The 16,192-nt window shown below is 39.6% G+C and carries 28 protein-coding genes; all 28 read left to right on the forward strand.

The annotated features are described in order from the left end of the window. Positions 1–129 precede the first annotated feature (129 nt). On the forward strand, positions 130–564 hold the full coding sequence (locus NST05_RS01210) for a low molecular weight protein-tyrosine-phosphatase (RefSeq protein WP_084829158.1): 435 nt from the start codon (positions 130–132) through the stop codon (positions 562–564). Further along, the gene (locus NST05_RS01215) at positions 561–971 is read left to right on the forward strand and encodes a membrane protein (RefSeq protein ID WP_002948620.1); all 411 of its coding nucleotides are present in this window, start codon (positions 561–563) and stop codon (positions 969–971) included. The genes NST05_RS01210 and NST05_RS01215 overlap by 4 nt, the downstream gene beginning before the upstream one ends. Then, positions 968–2,791, forward strand: a complete 1,824-nt coding sequence (locus NST05_RS01220) for an acyltransferase family protein (protein ID WP_084829157.1) — start codon at positions 968–970, stop codon at positions 2,789–2,791. The genes NST05_RS01215 and NST05_RS01220 overlap by 4 nt, the downstream gene beginning before the upstream one ends. A gap of 81 nt (positions 2,792–2,872) precedes the next feature. Further along, entirely contained in the window at positions 2,873–3,874 is a 1,002-nt protein-coding gene (gene ruvB, locus NST05_RS01225) for a Holliday junction branch migration DNA helicase RuvB (protein WP_100262292.1), read from the forward strand. Positions 3,875–4,117: 243 nt separating this feature from the next. Beyond that, entirely contained in the window at positions 4,118–4,426 is a 309-nt protein-coding gene (rpsJ, locus tag NST05_RS01230; protein ID WP_002885653.1) for a 30S ribosomal protein S10, read from the forward strand. Positions 4,427–4,542: 116 nt separating this feature from the next. Next, on the forward strand, positions 4,543–5,169 hold the full coding sequence (rplC, locus tag NST05_RS01235) for a 50S ribosomal protein L3 (protein ID WP_002952166.1): 627 nt from the start codon (positions 4,543–4,545) through the stop codon (positions 5,167–5,169). A gap of 24 nt (positions 5,170–5,193) precedes the next feature. Beyond that, a complete protein-coding gene (gene rplD / locus NST05_RS01240) occupies positions 5,194–5,817 on the forward strand; it encodes a 50S ribosomal protein L4 (protein WP_084829156.1) in 624 nt (207 codons plus the stop codon). Further along, entirely contained in the window at positions 5,817–6,113 is a 297-nt protein-coding gene (locus tag NST05_RS01245) for a 50S ribosomal protein L23 (protein ID WP_002887066.1), read from the forward strand. Before rplD ends, NST05_RS01245 begins: the two co-directional genes overlap by 1 nt. A 17-nt stretch (positions 6,114–6,130) precedes the next feature. Next, on the forward strand, positions 6,131–6,964 hold the full coding sequence (gene rplB / locus NST05_RS01250; RefSeq protein ID WP_084826186.1) for a 50S ribosomal protein L2: 834 nt from the start codon (positions 6,131–6,133) through the stop codon (positions 6,962–6,964). Positions 6,965–7,057: 93 nt separating this feature from the next. After that, complete coding sequence (gene rpsS, locus NST05_RS01255; RefSeq protein ID WP_002952159.1) at positions 7,058–7,336, forward strand: 30S ribosomal protein S19; 279 nt, start codon at positions 7,058–7,060, stop codon at positions 7,334–7,336. Between the two features lie 15 nt (positions 7,337–7,351). Beyond that, on the forward strand, positions 7,352–7,696 hold the full coding sequence (gene rplV / locus NST05_RS01260) for a 50S ribosomal protein L22 (protein WP_002887063.1): 345 nt from the start codon (positions 7,352–7,354) through the stop codon (positions 7,694–7,696). Positions 7,697–7,708: 12 nt separating this feature from the next. Then, complete coding sequence (rpsC, locus tag NST05_RS01265; RefSeq protein ID WP_084826185.1) at positions 7,709–8,362, forward strand: 30S ribosomal protein S3; 654 nt, start codon at positions 7,709–7,711, stop codon at positions 8,360–8,362. Between the two features lie 3 nt (positions 8,363–8,365). Beyond that, complete coding sequence (rplP, locus tag NST05_RS01270) at positions 8,366–8,779, forward strand: 50S ribosomal protein L16 (protein ID WP_084826184.1); 414 nt, start codon at positions 8,366–8,368, stop codon at positions 8,777–8,779. A 9-nt stretch (positions 8,780–8,788) separates the two neighbouring features. Next, a complete protein-coding gene (gene rpmC / locus NST05_RS01275; RefSeq protein ID WP_002952156.1) occupies positions 8,789–8,995 on the forward strand; it encodes a 50S ribosomal protein L29 in 207 nt (68 codons plus the stop codon). 27 nt (positions 8,996–9,022) lie between these two features. Next, complete coding sequence (rpsQ, locus tag NST05_RS01280; RefSeq protein WP_002885836.1) at positions 9,023–9,283, forward strand: 30S ribosomal protein S17; 261 nt, start codon at positions 9,023–9,025, stop codon at positions 9,281–9,283. Positions 9,284–9,307: 24 nt separating this feature from the next. Beyond that, positions 9,308–9,676 carry a 50S ribosomal protein L14 gene (gene rplN, locus NST05_RS01285; RefSeq protein ID WP_002952155.1) on the forward strand — a complete coding sequence of 123 codons (369 nt, stop codon included), beginning with the start codon at positions 9,308–9,310 and terminating at the stop codon, positions 9,674–9,676. Between the two features lie 80 nt (positions 9,677–9,756). After that, the gene (gene rplX, locus NST05_RS01290) at positions 9,757–10,062 is read left to right on the forward strand and encodes a 50S ribosomal protein L24 (protein WP_084829154.1); all 306 of its coding nucleotides are present in this window, start codon (positions 9,757–9,759) and stop codon (positions 10,060–10,062) included. A gap of 26 nt (positions 10,063–10,088) precedes the next feature. Continuing rightward, positions 10,089–10,631, forward strand: a complete 543-nt coding sequence (gene rplE, locus NST05_RS01295; protein ID WP_002946163.1) for a 50S ribosomal protein L5 — start codon at positions 10,089–10,091, stop codon at positions 10,629–10,631. A 17-nt stretch (positions 10,632–10,648) separates the two neighbouring features. Further along, positions 10,649–10,834, forward strand: a complete 186-nt coding sequence (locus tag NST05_RS01300) for a type Z 30S ribosomal protein S14 (RefSeq protein ID WP_084829153.1) — start codon at positions 10,649–10,651, stop codon at positions 10,832–10,834. Positions 10,835–10,956: 122 nt separating this feature from the next. Beyond that, positions 10,957–11,355: a 30S ribosomal protein S8 gene (gene rpsH, locus NST05_RS01305; protein WP_002952146.1), complete on the forward strand. Its 399-nt coding sequence runs from the start codon at positions 10,957–10,959 to the stop codon at positions 11,353–11,355. 126 nt (positions 11,356–11,481) lie between these two features. Then, positions 11,482–12,018 carry a 50S ribosomal protein L6 gene (rplF, locus tag NST05_RS01310; RefSeq protein WP_002946167.1) on the forward strand — a complete coding sequence of 179 codons (537 nt, stop codon included), beginning with the start codon at positions 11,482–11,484 and terminating at the stop codon, positions 12,016–12,018. A gap of 89 nt (positions 12,019–12,107) precedes the next feature. Beyond that, entirely contained in the window at positions 12,108–12,464 is a 357-nt protein-coding gene (rplR, locus tag NST05_RS01315; protein ID WP_011681714.1) for a 50S ribosomal protein L18, read from the forward strand. 18 nt (positions 12,465–12,482) lie between these two features. Continuing rightward, complete coding sequence (rpsE, locus tag NST05_RS01320) at positions 12,483–12,977, forward strand: 30S ribosomal protein S5 (protein ID WP_002946171.1); 495 nt, start codon at positions 12,483–12,485, stop codon at positions 12,975–12,977. 14 nt (positions 12,978–12,991) lie between these two features. After that, a complete protein-coding gene (gene rpmD, locus NST05_RS01325) occupies positions 12,992–13,174 on the forward strand; it encodes a 50S ribosomal protein L30 (RefSeq protein WP_002946172.1) in 183 nt (60 codons plus the stop codon). 127 nt (positions 13,175–13,301) lie between these two features. Then, a complete protein-coding gene (rplO, locus tag NST05_RS01330; protein ID WP_014622040.1) occupies positions 13,302–13,742 on the forward strand; it encodes a 50S ribosomal protein L15 in 441 nt (146 codons plus the stop codon). A gap of 16 nt (positions 13,743–13,758) precedes the next feature. Continuing rightward, a complete protein-coding gene (gene secY / locus NST05_RS01335; protein ID WP_014622039.1) occupies positions 13,759–15,054 on the forward strand; it encodes a preprotein translocase subunit SecY in 1,296 nt (431 codons plus the stop codon). 131 nt (positions 15,055–15,185) lie between these two features. After that, complete coding sequence (locus tag NST05_RS01340; RefSeq protein ID WP_002952136.1) at positions 15,186–15,842, forward strand: adenylate kinase; 657 nt, start codon at positions 15,186–15,188, stop codon at positions 15,840–15,842. A gap of 117 nt (positions 15,843–15,959) precedes the next feature. After that, complete coding sequence (gene infA / locus NST05_RS01345; RefSeq protein ID WP_084829152.1) at positions 15,960–16,178, forward strand: translation initiation factor IF-1; 219 nt, start codon at positions 15,960–15,962, stop codon at positions 16,176–16,178. The last annotated feature ends 14 nt before the right edge of the window (positions 16,179–16,192 follow it).

Genomic DNA, 16,192 nt, shown 5'->3' on the forward strand with positions numbered 1-16,192 from the left:
GGTATAATATGGTTTGATTAAATGAAAATTAACGAGAACCTACTTTCATGATTTAGGAGTATAGCAACAATTGTAACCAAGAGAATAAGTGAGCAAATTTCTTAATAGCTTTGGGGTAAGAGGTGAGTAATGAATAAGGTTGTATTTGTTTGTCTGGGAAATATTTGTCGAAGCCCTATGGCGGAGTTTATAATGAAAGCGCTTGACCAAGATGGGTCTTTGCATATTGAAAGTCGTGCAACTTCGTCTTGGGAACATGGAAATCCAGTTCACCAAGGAACTCAAAAGATTTTAAGGAAATATGCGGTTTCTTTTGATTCTTCCAAAGGCTCACAACAGATAAGTCAGTCAGATTTTGAATTCTTTGATCTGATTGTGGGGATGAATGAGTCAAATGTTGAGGATCTCCTACAAGTATCTGCGGGTCGTTATGACGATAAAATTAAGCTCTTTAGACCTGGTGGGGTTCCGGACCCATGGTACACAGGTGATTTTGAAGAAACATACAATTTGGTAACTGCAGCTTGCCAAGATTGGCTACAGTGGATTAGGGATAGACAATGAATTTTAAACAGCTAAAGAATTTTGATTTCAAAAATATTGATATTAATCGTAATCAATTTGAGCATATCACGGTAGGGCTTATTATTTTATGCGCTCTGTCCTTGTTGTTGGTGACTATAAAAACGCAACATTCTATTAAAATTGATGGGACTAAAATCACCTATAAAGGTCAGATGCAGAACCATCGTTTAAACGGTCAAGGAACTCTGACCTATGATAATGGTGATACCTATACGGGTGGATTTAAAAATGGTTCTTTTAATGGTCAAGGAACTTTTAAATCTCACGAAGGTTGGACTTATGAAGGAGAGTTCAAGTCTGGTCAAGCAGATGGCCAAGGAAAATTGACTACTGAAAATAAGGTTATCTACAAAGGAAAATTTACACAAGGGATTTTTAAAGGATGAGAATTAACTGGTTTTCTTATATTCGTGTGACAGGGCTCCTTTTAGTTCTTGTCTATCATTTTTTTCCAAGCGTTCTTCCTGGGGGATTCATTGGTGTTGATGTCTTCTTTACCTTTTCAGGCTATCTGATTACGGCACTTTTGATTGATGAGATGTCTAGGACACATCGCATTGATTATCTTGGTTTTATGCGACGACGCTTTTACCGTATAGTACCCCCACTTGTACTGATGGTTCTTATCTGTACCCCTTTAGCACTCTTGGTTCGAAATGATTTCATTGCAGGCATCGGGCATCAGATCACCTCTGTTATAGGTTTTGTAACTAACTATTATGAAATTTTAACTGGGGGGAATTATGAGAATCAGTTTAACCAGCATATCTACCTCCATACATGGAGTCTGGCTATTGAGGTTCATTATTATATTCTCTGGGGTGCCTTACTTTGGTTCCTAGCAAAGCGTGTTAAGCATCAAAATCAATTTAGAGGCCTAGTTTTCATGGTATCTCTTACCTGCTTTACGGTGAGTTTCCTATCTATGTTTATTAGTGCTTTCTTTGTTGATGGTTTTTCTCGCTTGTATTTTTCTTCAATCACGCACGCTTATCCTTTCTTTTTAGGTTCGCTTTTTGCGACACTTTCAGGTGTACATGAGACGACTGCTAGGTTTAAGAAAAATGTTCGCCTATGGGAACTTAAAAAGACAGTTCTTTATATGGTTGGTAGCTTTGCTCTGCTCTTATTGTTGGGATTAGTCCTTCATTTTGAAGAACGTATTACCTATCTATTTGGGTTCTTTTTGGCTAGTTTGTTTACAGCTGTCATGATTTACTCTGCACGTATTCTCCATGAGAAGCTACCTGGCAAATCAGAGCCTGCTTTTATTAGTTATTTGGCGGAAATCAGTTACAGCGTTTATTTGTTCCACTGGCCGCTATATATTATCTTCAGCCAATTAACCAATAATATCATTGCAGTCATACTGACAACAATTTTGTCAATCGTTTTTGCGACACTTTCCTACTATATAATAGAGCCGTTTATTGCGGGAAGAAAGGGAAGTCTCTTTGGAATAGATTTGGACTTGACACCTTACCGACATATTGTGCTCTATATCTTCAGTGGGCTCACCTTAATTACAGTGCTCATTTCTCTCTTTGCGCCAGCTGTTGGGAACTTTGAGAAAGATTTGGTAGCTAAGGGATTGTCACAAGCTCAGACGAAGATGAAATTAACACGTACCAATGCTGAAAACAGTCAAGCTACCTCTTTTGGTGTGAATAAAGGAGTGGTAATTCTAGGGGATTCCGTTGCTCTTAGGTCGAAAGATCAGATTGAATCAAGTATTGATAATGTCGCTATAGATGCAGTAGTCAGCCGTAATCTATCAACTATTAATGATTTACTTAAAGATTATGCGGATAGTAATGCCCTTGCAAAAGATGTTGTTATTGCTGGTGGTGTTAATGAGATTGATGACTATAAAGGGGTCATTAATAAAATGATTAAAAATCTACCTAAAGGTCACCATATCATCTTTGTGACACCATATAATGGTAGTAAGTCTGGAAGTGAAGCCGTATCTTTGGTTCAGTTACGTAAGTATGAGTTAGAGATGGCTAAGAAATATGACTTTGTGACGGTTGCTGATTGGTATCAAGTTGCTAAAGAAAATATTTCTATCTGGAATGGTACAGATGGGGTTCACTTTGGCTCCGATAGTGACTCTATTAACCGTGGGGCTAAATTATATACCAATACGATTAAAGAGGCTATCGCGAAAGCAAATCAGAAACCTGTTAAGGGTGGTAAAAAATAATAAAAAAAGAAGACAAGAGTGGTCTTCTTTTTTTGTGGACAAATTTTGACTCAGTTTTTTGTTTTGTGCTAAAATAAGCCTATGGCAAGAATATTAGATAATGATTTACTAGGAGATGAGGAGTATGTGGAGCGTACCCTTCGCCCTCAGTACTTTAAGGAATATATTGGTCAAGATAAGGTTAAGGACCAATTAAAAATTTTTATAGAAGCAGCTAAACTCCGTGATGAGGCTCTAGACCATACCCTTTTGTTTGGCCCACCTGGTTTGGGTAAAACGACTATGGCATTTGTAATCGCCAATGAGATGGGAGTGAATTTGAAGCAAACATCTGGGCCGGCAATTGAAAAGGCTGGTGATTTAGTTGCTATACTCAATGACTTGGAGCCGGGAGACATCTTATTTATTGATGAGATTCATCGTATGCCTATGGCAGTGGAAGAAGTTCTTTATAGCGCTATGGAAGATTACTGCATCGATATCATGATTGGAGCAGGTGAAACAAGTCGTAGTGTTCATCTAGACCTGCCTCCCTTTACTTTGGTTGGTGCGACCACACGAGCAGGTATGCTGTCAAATCCCTTGAGAGCTCGCTTTGGAATCAATGGTCATATGGAATATTATGAGTTACCTGATTTGACAGAGATTGTAGAACGTACTTCGGAAATCTTTGAAATGACAATAACACCAGAGGCTGCCTTGGAATTAGCACGGCGTAGTCGTGGAACACCACGTATTGCTAACCGCCTGCTTAAGCGCGTGCGAGACTATGCTCAAATCATGGGTGATGGTGTCATTGACGATAAGATTGCAGATCAGGCATTGACTATGCTGGATGTAGATCATGAAGGGTTAGACTACGTTGACCAAAAAATCCTCCGAACTATGATTGAGATGTATGGGGGAGGCCCAGTTGGCTTAGGTACTTTATCAGTTAATATTGCTGAAGAGCGAGAAACAGTGGAAGATATGTATGAACCCTACCTAATCCAAAAAGGTTTCATTATGCGTACACGAACAGGACGTGTCGCAACTGCTAAAGCCTATGAGCATATGGGATATGACTATACTCGAGATAATTAATAAAGAATCCATCTAGAAAGGTGGATTCTTTATTTAGTTTAAAAATAAAATAAAACAAGGGAAAAATTTCAAAAATCCCTTGCAATGAATGGGTTCTTCTGTTATTATATTATGGTGCTGTTAAAACAGTGCTTAGCTATGATACAAGAGGTTGCGACACGCCTGGTTGCACTGCCACGCAATCCGTGTTGGTTTTCTTGAGGAGCTAGCCTATTATCTTAAATAGACGAAAGAGGAGAAAAAATGGCAAACAAAAAAATTCGTATCCGTTTGAAAGCTTACGAACACCGTACGCTTGATACAGCGGCTGAAAAAATCGTAGAAACTGCAACTCGCACTGGTGCGACAGTTGCTGGGCCAGTCCCACTTCCAACTGAACGTAGTCTCTACACAATTATTCGTGCGACTCACAAATATAAAGATTCTCGCGAACAATTTGAAATGCGTACACACAAACGTCTCATCGACATTATCAACCCAACTCAAAAAACAGTTGACGCTTTGATGAAACTTGATCTTCCAAGTGGTGTGAACGTCGAAATCAAACTTTAATTTAAAGATTGATTCATTGAGCATAAAAAACGCTCGTTAAAAACTTTTTTGAGCATAAAAAACGCTCATAAAAAACTTTTTGAAATACATTATTAAAGTAAAGGAAGTATTTTCTCATGACAAAAGGAATCTTAGGGAAAAAAGTGGGAATGACTCAAATCTTCACTGAAGCAGGTGAATTTATCCCTGTTACTGTCATTGAAGCTACTCCAAACGTTGTGCTTCAAGTTAAAACTGTTGAAACAGACGGTTACGAAGCAGTTCAAGTTGGTTTTGATGACAAACGTGAAGTATTGAGCAACAAACCTGCCAAAGGCCACGTAGCGAAAGCTAACACAGCTCCTAAGCGCTTCATTCGTGAATTCAAAAACATTGAAGGCTTAGAAGTTGGATCAGAAATCACAGTTGACATATTCGAAGCTGGAGATGTTGTTGATGTAACTGGTACTTCAAAAGGTAAAGGTTTCCAAGGTGTTATCAAGCGCCACGGTCAATCACGCGGACCTATGGCTCACGGTTCTCGTTACCATCGTCGTCCAGGTTCAATGGGACCTGTAGCGCCTAACCGTGTTTTCAAAAACAAACACTTGGCAGGACGTATGGGTGGCAACCGTGTGACAATTCAAAACCTTGAAATTGTACAAGTTATCCCAGAGAAAAACGTTATCCTTATCAAAGGTAACGTACCAGGTGCTAAGAAATCTCTTATCACTATCAAATCAGCAGTTAAAGCTGCTAAATAATAAGAAAGGAGAAATCAGTTAAAAATGGCAAACGTAAAACTATTTGACCAAACTGGTAAAGAAGTTAGCACAGTTGAACTTAATGACGCTATCTTCGGTATCGAACCAAACGAATCAGTAGTATTTGATGTCGTAACCAGCCAACGTGCTAGCCTTCGCCAAGGTACTCATGCGGTTAAAAACCGTTCAGCAGTATCAGGTGGTGGACGTAAACCATGGCGTCAAAAAGGAACTGGACGTGCTCGTCAAGGTTCTATCCGCTCACCACAATGGCGTGGTGGTGGTGTTGTCTTCGGACCAACTCCACGTTCTTACGGATACAAACTTCCACAAAAAGTTCGTCGCCTTGCATTGAAATCTGTATACTCAGCTAAAGTTGCAGAAGATAAATTTGTAGCGGTTGAAGCTCTCTCATTTGCGGCTCCAAAAACTGCTGAATTCGCAAACGTTCTTTCAGCTCTTAGCATCGATTCTAAAGTACTTGTTATCGTTGAAGAAGGAAACAAATTCGCTGAACTTTCAGCACGTAACCTTGCAAACGTAACTGTTGCAACTCCTGCAACTGCAAGCGTACTTGACATCGTAAACGCAGATAAACTTCTTGTTACTAAAGAAGCTATCTCATCAATCGAGGAGGTTCTTGCATAATGAATTTGTATGACGTAATCAAAAAACCTGTTATCACTGAGAAATCTATGATTGCTCTTGAAGCAGGAAAATACACTTTCGAAGTTGATACACGTGCACACAAACTCTTGATCAAACAAGCAGTTGAAGCTGCATTTGAAGGTGTTAAAGTTGCTAGCGTGAACACTGTAACTGTTAAACCAAAACAAAAACGTGTAGGACGTTACACTGGTTTCACTTCAAAAACTAAAAAAGCTATCATCACTCTTACAGCTGATTCTAAAGCAATCGAGTTGTTTGCAGCTGAAGCTGAATAATCAAAGGAGAAATTAACGTGGGTATTAAAGTTTATAAACCAACGACAAATGGCCGTCGTCACATGACTTCTTTGGATTTCGCAGAAATCACTACAAGCACTCCTGAAAAATCATTGCTTGTTTCTCTTAAGAACAAAGCTGGTCGTAATAACAATGGTCGTATCACTGTACGTCACCAAGGTGGCGGACACAAACGCCACTACCGTTTGATTGACTTCAAACGTAACAAAGATGGCGTTGAAGCAGTTGTTAAAACAATTGAGTACGATCCAAACCGTACTGCAAACATCGCTCTTGTACACTACACTGACGGGGTTAAAGCTTACATCATCGCACCTAAAGGTCTTGAAGTAGGTCAACGTATCGTTTCAGGTCCAGATGCGGATATCAAAGTTGGTAACGCTCTTCCACTTGCAAACATCCCAGTTGGTACAGTTATCCACAACATTGAGCTTAAACCAGGTAAAGGTGCTGAACTTGTCCGTGCCGCTGGTGCTTCTGCTCAAGTTTTGGGTCAAGAAGGTAAATACGTACTTGTTCGTCTTCAATCAGGCGAAGTTCGTATGATTCTTGGAACTTGTCGTGCAACTATCGGTACTGTGGGTAACGAACAACAATCACTTATCAACCTTGGTAAAGCCGGTCGTAACCGCTGGAAAGGTGTTCGCCCAACAGTTCGTGGTTCTGTAATGAACCCTAACGATCACCCACACGGTGGTGGTGAAGGTAAAGCACCAGTTGGACGTAAAGCGCCATCTACTCCATGGGGTAAACCTGCGCTTGGTCTTAAAACTCGTAACAAGAAAGCTAAATCTGACAAACTTATCGTTCGTCGTCGTAACGAAAAATAATTTAGTCGCTTAGTATATGACATCCGCCAACTCGGTAGCGCTTCTTAGCGCAAGCCGCTGTGGTACATTTAATTTAAAGGAGAAAACTACAAAATGGGACGTAGTCTTAAAAAAGGACCTTTCGTCGATGGGCATTTGATGAAAAAAGTTGAAGCTCAAGCAAATGACGAAAAGAAAAAAGTAATTAAAACTTGGTCACGTCGTTCAACGATTTTCCCAAGTTTCATCGGATACACTATCGCAGTTTATGATGGACGTAAACATGTTCCTGTTTACATCCAAGAAGACATGGTAGGTCACAAACTTGGTGAATTTGCACCAACTCGTACTTACAAAGGTCATGCAGCTGACGATAAGAAAACACGTCGTTAATAGGAGGAGGACACAATGGCAGAAATTACTTCAGCTAAAGCAATGGCTCGTACAGTGCGTGTTTCACCTCGTAAAACACGTCTTGTTCTTGATCTTATCCGTGGTAAGAACGTTGCTGATGCAATCGCAATCTTGAAATTCACTCCAAACAAAGCAGCTCGCATTGTTGAGAAAACACTTAACTCTGCTATCGCTAACGCAGAAAACAACTTTGGTTTGGAAAAAGCTAACTTAGTAGTATCTGAAACATTCGCAAACGAAGGACCAACAATGAAACGTTTCCGTCCACGTGCGAAAGGTTCAGCTTCACCAATCAACAAACGCACAACTCACGTAACAGTAGTTGTGTCAGAAAAATAAGGAGGTAAACTCGTGGGTCAAAAAGTACATCCAATTGGTTTGCGTGTCGGGATCATCCGTGATTGGGATGCGAAATGGTATGCTGAAAAAGAATACGCAGATTACCTTCACGAAGATTTGGCAATCCGCAAATTCATTCAAAAAGAGCTTGCAGACGCTTCAGTTTCAACTATTGAAATCGTACGTGCTGTAAACAAAGTTATTGTTTCACTTCACACTGCTAAACCAGGTATGGTTATCGGTAAAGGTGGATCAAACGTTGACGCTCTTCGCACTCAACTTAACAAATTGACTGGAAAACAAGTTCACATCAACATCGTTGAAATCAAAAAACCTGATTTGGACGCTCACCTTGTTGGTGAAACTATTGCTCGTCAACTTGAGCAACGTGTTGCTTTCCGTCGTGCACAAAAACAAGCTATCCAACGTGCAATGCGTGCTGGAGCTAAAGGGATCAAAACTCAAGTATCAGGTCGTTTGAACGGTGCAGATATTGCCCGTACAGAAGGATACTCAGAAGGGACAGTTCCACTTCACACACTTCGCGCTGATATCGATTACGCTTTGGAAGAAGCTGACACAACTTACGGTAAACTTGGTGTTAAAGTTTGGATCTACCGTGGAGAAGTTCTTCCAGCCCGTAAAAACACTAAAGGAGGCAAATAACAAATGTTAGTACCTAAACGTGTTAAACACCGTCGTGAATTCCGTGGAAAAATGCGCGGTGAGGCTAAAGGTGATAAAGAAGTATCATTCGGTGAATACGGTCTTCAAGCTACAACTAGCCACTGGATTACAAACCGTCAAATCGAGGCTGCTCGTATTGCCATGACTCGTTACATGAAACGTGGTGGTAAGGTTTGGATTAAGATCTTCCCACATAAACCATACACTGCTAAAGCTATCGGTGTACGTATGGGTTCTGGTAAAGGGGCACCTGAAGGTTGGGTAGCACCAGTTAAACGTGGTAAAGTAATGTTCGAAATCGCAGGTGTTTCTGAAGAAGTTGCACGTGAAGCGCTTCGTCTTGCTAGTCACAAATTGCCAGTTAAATCTAAATTCGTGAAACGTGAAGCAGAATAAGGAGAAGACATGAAACTTGAAGAAATCAAAAAGTTTGTTGCTGAGCTTCGTGGCTTGTCTCAAGAAGAGCTTGCTAAAAAAGAAAACGAACTTAAGAAAGAACTTTTCGACCTTCGTTTCCAAGCTGCAGCAGGTCAACTTGATCAAACTGCCCGTTTGAACGAAGTTAAAAAACAAATTGCACGTATTAAAACTGTGCAATCTGAAATTAAATAATAGATTGGGAAAGGAGCAATTCTAATAATGGAACGTAATCAACGTAAAACCCTTGTTGGACGCGTAGTATCTGACAAGATGGATAAAACAATCACAGTTGTAGTTGAAACTAAACGTAACCACCCAGTCTATGGTAAACGTATCAACTACTCTAAAAAATACAAAGCACATGATGAAAACAACGTTGCTAAAGAAGGCGATATCGTTCGTATCATGGAAACTCGTCCACTTTCAGCTACAAAACGCTTCCGTCTTGTAGAGGTTGTGGAAGAAGCTGTTATTATCTAATAAAACTAAAAGGAGACAATTGAAATGATTCAACAAGAAAGTCGCTTAAAAGTTGCTGATAATAGCGGTGCTCGTGAGATCTTGACTATCAAAGTTCTTGGTGGTTCAGGACGTAAATTCGCTAACATCGGCGACGTTATCGTTGCAACTGTTAAACAAGCTACACCAGGTGGAGCTGTTAAAAAAGGTGATGTTGTTAAAGCTGTTATCGTACGTACAAAAACTGGTGCTCGCCGTTCAGACGGTTCATACATCAAGTTTGATGACAACGCTGCAGTAATCATCCGTGATGACAAAACTCCTCGTGGAACTCGTATCTTTGGCCCTGTTGCACGTGAATTGCGTGAAGGTGGATACATGCGTATTGTATCTTTGGCGCCAGAAGTACTTTAATCTGAATTAACACAAACTTAGTCCCCTGATTTATTCAGGGTGCCCATTAGGGCGTAAGAAATAATAGGAGAAATACTCAAATGTTTGTAAAAAAAGGCGATAAAGTTCGCGTTATTGCTGGTAAAGACAAAGGAACTGAAGCAGTAGTTCTTAAGGCTCTTCCAAAAATAAACAAAGTTGTTGTTGAAGGTGTTGCAATCATTAAAAAACATCAAAAACCATCAACTGAAAACCCTCAAGGTGCTATCGTGGAAAAAGAAGCACCAATCCACGCTTCAAACGTTCAAGTTCTTGACAAGAACGGTGTAGCTGGACGTGTAGGTTACAAAGTTGTTGACGGCAAGAAAGTTCGTTACAACAAAAAATCAGGCGAAGTGCTTGACTAATCACGAAGGAAAGGAGAAAGTATTAAATGGCTAACCGTCTTAAAGAAAAATACACTAACGAAGTAATTCCTGCTTTGACTGAACAATTTAACTATTCTTCAGTTATGGCTGTGCCAAAGGTTGATAAAATTGTTATTAACATGGGTGTTGGTGAAGCTGTAAACAACGCTAAAACTCTTGAAAAAGCTGCTGCTGAATTGGCACTTATTTCAGGTCAAAAACCATTGATTACTAAAGCTAAGAAATCAATCGCTGGCTTCCGTCTTCGTGAAGGTGTAGCGATCGGTGCTAAAGTTACCCTTCGTGGTGAACGCATGTACGAATTCTTAGATAAATTGGTGTCAGTTTCACTTCCACGTGTTCGTGACTTCCATGGTGTTCCAACTAAATCATTTGATGGACGTGGTAACTACACACTTGGGGTTAAAGAACAACTTATCTTCCCAGAAATCAACTTCGATAATGTTGATAAAGTACGTGGTATGGATATCGTTATCGTAACTACTGCTAACACTGACGAAGAAGGTCGTGAATTGCTTAAAGGCCTTGGAATGCCTTTTGCAAAATAATCTAGGAGGTAAATAAATTGGCTAAAAAATCATTGATTGCTAAGAACAAACGCCCTGCGAAGTTCTCTACGCAAGCTTACACTCGTTGCGAACGTTGTGGACGTCCACACTCAGTTTATCGCAAATTTAAGCTTTGCCGTATTTGCTTCCGTGAATTGGCTCACAAAGGTCAAATTCCAGGTGTTACCAAAGCTTCTTGGTAAAATTATGATTCATTCAAGTTGGATTTTTCTAAGTTGAATGTATTAAACACAAACTGAGCCCAGCTCAATCATTAACTAGCAAGTGAATTATTCAAACTACTAGTAAGAGGAGAAAATATAAAATGGTTATGACTGACCCAATTGCAGATTTCTTGACACGTATCCGTAACGCTAACCAAGCTAAGCACGAAGTTCTTGAAGTACCTGCATCAAACATTAAAAAAGGTATTGCTGAAATCCTTAAACGTGAAGGTTTTGTAAAAAACGTTGAAGTTATTGAAGATGACAAACAAGGTATCATTCGCGTATTCTTGAAATACGGACAAAATGGTGAACGTGTTATCACTAACTTGAAACGTATCTCTAAACCAGGTCTTCGTGTTTACTCTAAGCGTGAAGATATTCCTAAAGTTCTTAACGGACTTGGAATCGCGATCATTTCTACTTCAGAAGGTCTTTTGACTGACAAAGAAGCTCGTCAAAAGAACGTTGGTGGAGAAGTTATCGCTTACGTTTGGTAAGAGGTTAACAGTAAGCGCGATTGTTTAACTAGTCGTGCGAGTTTCATTGATTTAATTCTTTGAAACTCATCCCCGTGAAAACTAGTCACTTAGTGGCTTGATAATCTAACAGGAGAATTAAAGACTATGTCACGTATTGGTAATAAAGTAATTACTTTGCCTGCTGGTGTTGAAATAACAAACAACGATAACGTTGTTACTGTTAAAGGACCTAAAGGCGAACTCACTCGTGAGTTTAACAAAAACATTGAAATCAAAGTTGAAGGCAACGAAGTTACACTTCACCGTCCAAACGACTCAAAAGAAAACAAAACAATCCACGGCACTTCACGTGCAAACTTGAACAACATGGTTGTTGGTGTTTCTGAAGGTTTCAAAAAAGAACTTGAAATGCACGGTGTAGGATACCGTGCTCAACTCCAAGGAACAAAACTTGTTCTTTCAGTTGGTAAATCTCACCAAGACGAAGTTGAAGCTCCAGAAGGCATTACTTTTGAAGTACCATCTGCAACTTCAATTGTTGTTAGCGGTATCAACAAAGAAGTTGTTGGTCAAACAGCAGCTTACATCCGTAGCCTTCGTTCTCCAGAACCTTACAAAGGTAAAGGTATCCGTTACGTTGGTGAATACGTACGTCGTAAAGAAGGTAAAACTGGTAAATAATAGGATTTTATCCTTGTGGCTATTCTTTTTGGATTTCCCACTTACCAAAAGCTCTCATGAGCAATCATTATAATTAAGAGGTGAAAATTGTGATTTCGAAACCAGATAAAAACAAACTCCGCCAAAAACGCCACCGTCGCGTTCGCGGAAAACTCTCTGGAACTGCTGATCGCCCACGTTTGAACATTTTCCGTTCTAATACAGGCATCTACGCTCAAGTAATTGATGACGTAGCGGGTGTAACGCTCGCAAGTGCATCAACTCTTGATAAAGAGGTTTCTAAAGGAACTAAAACAGAACAAGCCATTGTTGTCGGTAAACTTGTTGCTGAACGCGCAGTAGCTAAAGGTATTTCTGAAGTGGTGTTTGACCGCGGTGGATATCTCTATCACGGACGTGTTAAAGCTTTGGCTGACTCAGCTCGTGAAAACGGATTGAAATTCTAATAGGGAGGACACTTAATAATGGCATTTAAAGATAATGCAGTAGAACTTGAAGAACGCGTAGTTGCTATCAACCGTGTTACTAAAGTTGTAAAAGGTGGACGCAACATGCGTTTTGCTGCTCTTGTTGTTGTTGGTGACCGTAATGGTCGCGTAGGATTTGGTACTGGTAAATCTCAAGAGGTTCCAGAAGCTATCCGTAAAGCAGTTGAAGCAGCTAAGAAAAACCTTATCGAAGTTCCTATGGTTGGTACAACTATTCCTCACGAAGTTCGTTCAGAATTTGGTGGAGCGAAAGTATTGTTGAAACCAGCTGTTGAAGGTGCTGGGGTTGCCGCTGGTGGTGCAGTTCGTGCCGTCGTCGAATTGGCTGGTGTTGCTGATGTAACATCTAAATCACTTGGTTCAAACACTCCAATCAACATTGTTCGTGCGACAGTTGAAGGATTGAAACAACTTAAACGTGCTGAAGAAGTTGCGGCTCTTCGTGGCATCTCAGTATCTGACTTGGCATAAGAAAGGAGATAACAATGGCTCAAATTAAAATTACTTTGTCTAAGTCTCCAATCGGACGCAAACCAGAACAACGTAAAACAGTTGCTGCTCTTGGACTTGGTAAATTGAATAGCTCAGTTGTTAAAGAAGACAACGCTGCTATCCGTGGTATGGTCAACGCAGTATCTCACTTGGTAACTGTAGAAGACGTTAAATAAAAATTGATTTAAGTCGTGAGGGTTACCTTGCGACTTAAACTGAATTTCATGTATAGGCGAGTTTCTAATCAAGCTACCTTACTTGATTAGAGGCGCTAGCATTTTACAAAAAGAGGAGAAAATAATAATGAAATTTCATGAATTGAAACCTGCTGAAGGTTCTCGTAAAGTCCGTAACCGTGTAGGTCGTGGTACTTCATCTGGTAACGGTAAAACTTCAGGTCGTGGTCAAAAAGGTCAAAAAGCTCGTAGCGGTGGTGGCGTACGTCCAGGATTTGAAGGTGGACAAACTCCATTGTTCCGTCGTCTTCCAAAACGCGGATTCACTAACATCAACGCTAAAGAATACACCCTTGTAAACCTTGATCAATTGAACGTTTTTGAAGATGGTACAGAAGTAACTCCAGTAGTTCTTAAGGAAGCTGGAATCATTCGTGCTGAAAAATCAGGCGTTAAAGTTCTTGGCAACGGCGAATTGACTAAGAAATTGACTGTTAAAGCAGCTAAATTCTCAAAATCTGCTGAAGCAGCTATCACTGCTAAAGGTGGTTCAATCGAAGTCATCTAATGAGGGGTAACTCATTATGTTTTTTAAACTATTAAAAGATGCGTTGAAAGTCAAAAACGTTCGTAATAAGATTTTATTTACAATCTTCATTATTTTCGTTTTTCGTGTCGGGACTCATGTAACAGTTCCTGGTATCAACGCTGAAAGTTTGAAACAATTAAGTGATTTACCTTTCTTGAACATGCTTAACTTGGTGTCTGGTAATGCTATGAATAACTTCTCTATCTTTTCAATGGGGGTTAGTCCGTATATTACAGCATCAATCATTGTCCAACTTTTGCAGATGGATATCTATCCAAAATTTGTAGAGTGGGGCAAACAAGGGGAAGTTGGTCGGCGTAAATTAAATCAGGCGACTCGCTATATTACTCTTGTTTTAGCCTTTGTTCAATCGATTGGTATTACAGCTAGTTTCAATACACTCTCATCAATTTCATTGGTTAAGACACCTAATATTTCAACCTATCTATTGATTGGGTCAATTTTAACTGCTGGTAGCATAATTGTGACGTGGCTTGGTGAACAAATTACTGATAAGGGCTTCGGTAATGGTGTGTCAATGATTATCTTTTCTGGTATCATTGCTTCCATTCCAAAGATGTTCTCAACAATTTACGAGGATTTCTTTGTCAATGTTCGTACAGGAGATTTGACTCGTTCCTATATCATCGTCGCTTTGTTGATTGTGGTAGGTTTGGCAATTGTCTTCTTTACGACATTTGTACAACAAGCAGAATATCAAATTCCAATTCAATATACGAAATTGGTTCAAGGTGCTCCAACGAATTCATACTTACCTTTGAAAGTCAATCCAGCTGGTGTTATTCCCGTTATCTTTGCTAGCTCGATTACGACAATTCCTAGTACTATTCTTCCATTCTTCTCTAAGGTTACGTGGTTATCACATTTACAAGGATTACTCTCGTATAATACACCTAGTGGAATGATTACTTACGCGATATTGATTATCTTATTCTCATTCTTCTACACATTTGTCCAAGTAAATCCTGAAAAAACTGCAGAATATCTTCAAAAGAATGGGTCTTACATTCCTAGTGTTCGTCCAGGTCGTGAGACAGAAAAGTATATGTCTTCATTGCTTAAGAGATTGGCAACAATCGGGGCTGTATTTCTCGCGTTTATTTCATTAGCTCCAATTGCGGCTCAACAGTTTATGCACCTCACAAGTTCAATTGCACTTGGTGGTACATCACTCTTGATCTTGATTTCAACTGGTATCGAAGGTATGAAACAACTTGAGGGTTACCTATTGAAACGTCAGTATGTTGGATTTATGAATCTTGAAGACTAAGTTTTCTCATGAGCAATCGAGAGGGAAAGAAAGGTAAGTTTCTGTCCCTTCTCTTTTGTTTTTAAATAACTCTATCAAGGTTTAACAACCTTGATAGAGTTATTTAAAAACAAAAATAAGGAGTTCGTAAGATGAATCTTTTAATTATGGGTCTACCAGGTGCTGGTAAAGGGACTCAAGCTGCAAAAATTGTTGAAGAATTTGGTGTAGCTCACATCTCAACTGGTGATATGTTCCGTGCTGCTATGGCTAATCAAACAGAAATGGGAAGGTTGGCAAAATCATTCATCGATAAAGGTGAATTGGTACCAGACGAAGTTACAAATGGAATTGTTAAAGAACGTTTGGCTGAATCTGATATTGCTGAAAAAGGTTTCTTGCTAGATGGTTACCCACGTACTATTGAACAAGCTCACGCTTTGGATGAAACATTGAAAGCACTAGATATTAAACTTGACGGGGTGATTAATATTGAAGTTAATCCAGAGAGCTTGGTTGAACGTCTTTCTGGTCGTTTCATTTGTCGCTCATGTGGTTCCACTTACCATAAAGTATTCAACCCAACTAAGGTTGAAGGAACATGTGATGTTTGTGGTGGACATGAATTCTTCCAACGTGAAGATGACAAACCTGAAACTGTTAAACGTCGTCTAGATGTAAACATTGCTCAAGGTGAGCCAATTATTGCACACTACCGTGAGCTTGGTCTTGTATCAGATATTCAAGGAAACCAGGACATTGATGATGTATTCGCTGATGTTAAAAAAGCGATTGCAGCAATTAAATAATTATAGAATCTTACTTGCGTATCAGACTTTGGCATGTTATAATACTTTAGTCTGACTTATAATTGTTACCTCTGTGCTCAGAGGAAATCAAATCGAAATTTTAGGGGGGACTTTTGCGTGGCAAAAGAAGACGTGATTGAAATTAAAGGTAAAGTTGTTGAAACTATGCCTAATGCTATGTTTACTGTTGAGTTGGAAAATGGACACCAAATTTTGGCGACAGTTTCTGGTAAAATCCGTAAAAACTACATTCGTATTTTGGTCGGTGACCGTGTGACTGTTGAAATGAGTCCTTATGATTTGACACGTGGACGCATCACATACCGCTTTAAATAATCGAAATAATTGGA

Source organism: Streptococcus sp. FSL E2-3494 (assembly GCF_038007085.1).
Lineage (GTDB): Bacteria > Bacillota > Bacilli > Lactobacillales > Streptococcaceae > Streptococcus > Streptococcus thermophilus.

Bases quoted from the DNA above. Each gene is read 5' to 3' on its own strand.
- NST05_RS01340 (WP_002952136.1), top strand. From the start codon at position 15,186: ATGAATCTTTTAATTATGGGTCTACCAGGTGCTGGTAAAGGGACTCAA.
- rplX (WP_084829154.1), top strand. From the start codon at position 9,757: ATGTTTGTAAAAAAAGGCGATAAAGTTCGCGTTATTGCTGGTAAAGAC.
- rplF (WP_002946167.1), top strand. From the start codon at position 11,482: ATGTCACGTATTGGTAATAAAGTAATTACTTTGCCTGCTGGTGTTGAA.
- rpmC (WP_002952156.1), top strand. From the start codon at position 8,789: ATGAAACTTGAAGAAATCAAAAAGTTTGTTGCTGAGCTTCGTGGCTTG.
- NST05_RS01220 (WP_084829157.1), top strand. From the start codon at position 968: ATGAGAATTAACTGGTTTTCTTATATTCGTGTGACAGGGCTCCTTTTA.
- rpsJ (WP_002885653.1), top strand. From the start codon at position 4,118: ATGGCAAACAAAAAAATTCGTATCCGTTTGAAAGCTTACGAACACCGT.
- rpmD (WP_002946172.1), top strand. From the start codon at position 12,992: ATGGCTCAAATTAAAATTACTTTGTCTAAGTCTCCAATCGGACGCAAA.
- rplN (WP_002952155.1), top strand. From the start codon at position 9,308: ATGATTCAACAAGAAAGTCGCTTAAAAGTTGCTGATAATAGCGGTGCT.
- rpsQ (WP_002885836.1), top strand. From the start codon at position 9,023: ATGGAACGTAATCAACGTAAAACCCTTGTTGGACGCGTAGTATCTGAC.
- rplP (WP_084826184.1), top strand. From the start codon at position 8,366: ATGTTAGTACCTAAACGTGTTAAACACCGTCGTGAATTCCGTGGAAAA.
- rplC (WP_002952166.1), top strand. From the start codon at position 4,543: ATGACAAAAGGAATCTTAGGGAAAAAAGTGGGAATGACTCAAATCTTC.
- rplD (WP_084829156.1), top strand. From the start codon at position 5,194: ATGGCAAACGTAAAACTATTTGACCAAACTGGTAAAGAAGTTAGCACA.
- NST05_RS01245 (WP_002887066.1), top strand. From the start codon at position 5,817: ATGAATTTGTATGACGTAATCAAAAAACCTGTTATCACTGAGAAATCT.
- rpsH (WP_002952146.1), top strand. From the start codon at position 10,957: ATGGTTATGACTGACCCAATTGCAGATTTCTTGACACGTATCCGTAAC.
- rplV (WP_002887063.1), top strand. From the start codon at position 7,352: ATGGCAGAAATTACTTCAGCTAAAGCAATGGCTCGTACAGTGCGTGTT.
- secY (WP_014622039.1), top strand. From the start codon at position 13,759: ATGTTTTTTAAACTATTAAAAGATGCGTTGAAAGTCAAAAACGTTCGT.
- rplE (WP_002946163.1), top strand. From the start codon at position 10,089: ATGGCTAACCGTCTTAAAGAAAAATACACTAACGAAGTAATTCCTGCT.
- ruvB (WP_100262292.1), top strand. From the start codon at position 2,873: ATGGCAAGAATATTAGATAATGATTTACTAGGAGATGAGGAGTATGTG.
- rplO (WP_014622040.1), top strand. From the start codon at position 13,302: ATGAAATTTCATGAATTGAAACCTGCTGAAGGTTCTCGTAAAGTCCGT.
- NST05_RS01215 (WP_002948620.1), top strand. From the start codon at position 561: ATGAATTTTAAACAGCTAAAGAATTTTGATTTCAAAAATATTGATATT.
- rpsE (WP_002946171.1), top strand. From the start codon at position 12,483: ATGGCATTTAAAGATAATGCAGTAGAACTTGAAGAACGCGTAGTTGCT.
- rpsS (WP_002952159.1), top strand. From the start codon at position 7,058: ATGGGACGTAGTCTTAAAAAAGGACCTTTCGTCGATGGGCATTTGATG.
- NST05_RS01210 (WP_084829158.1), top strand. From the start codon at position 130: ATGAATAAGGTTGTATTTGTTTGTCTGGGAAATATTTGTCGAAGCCCT.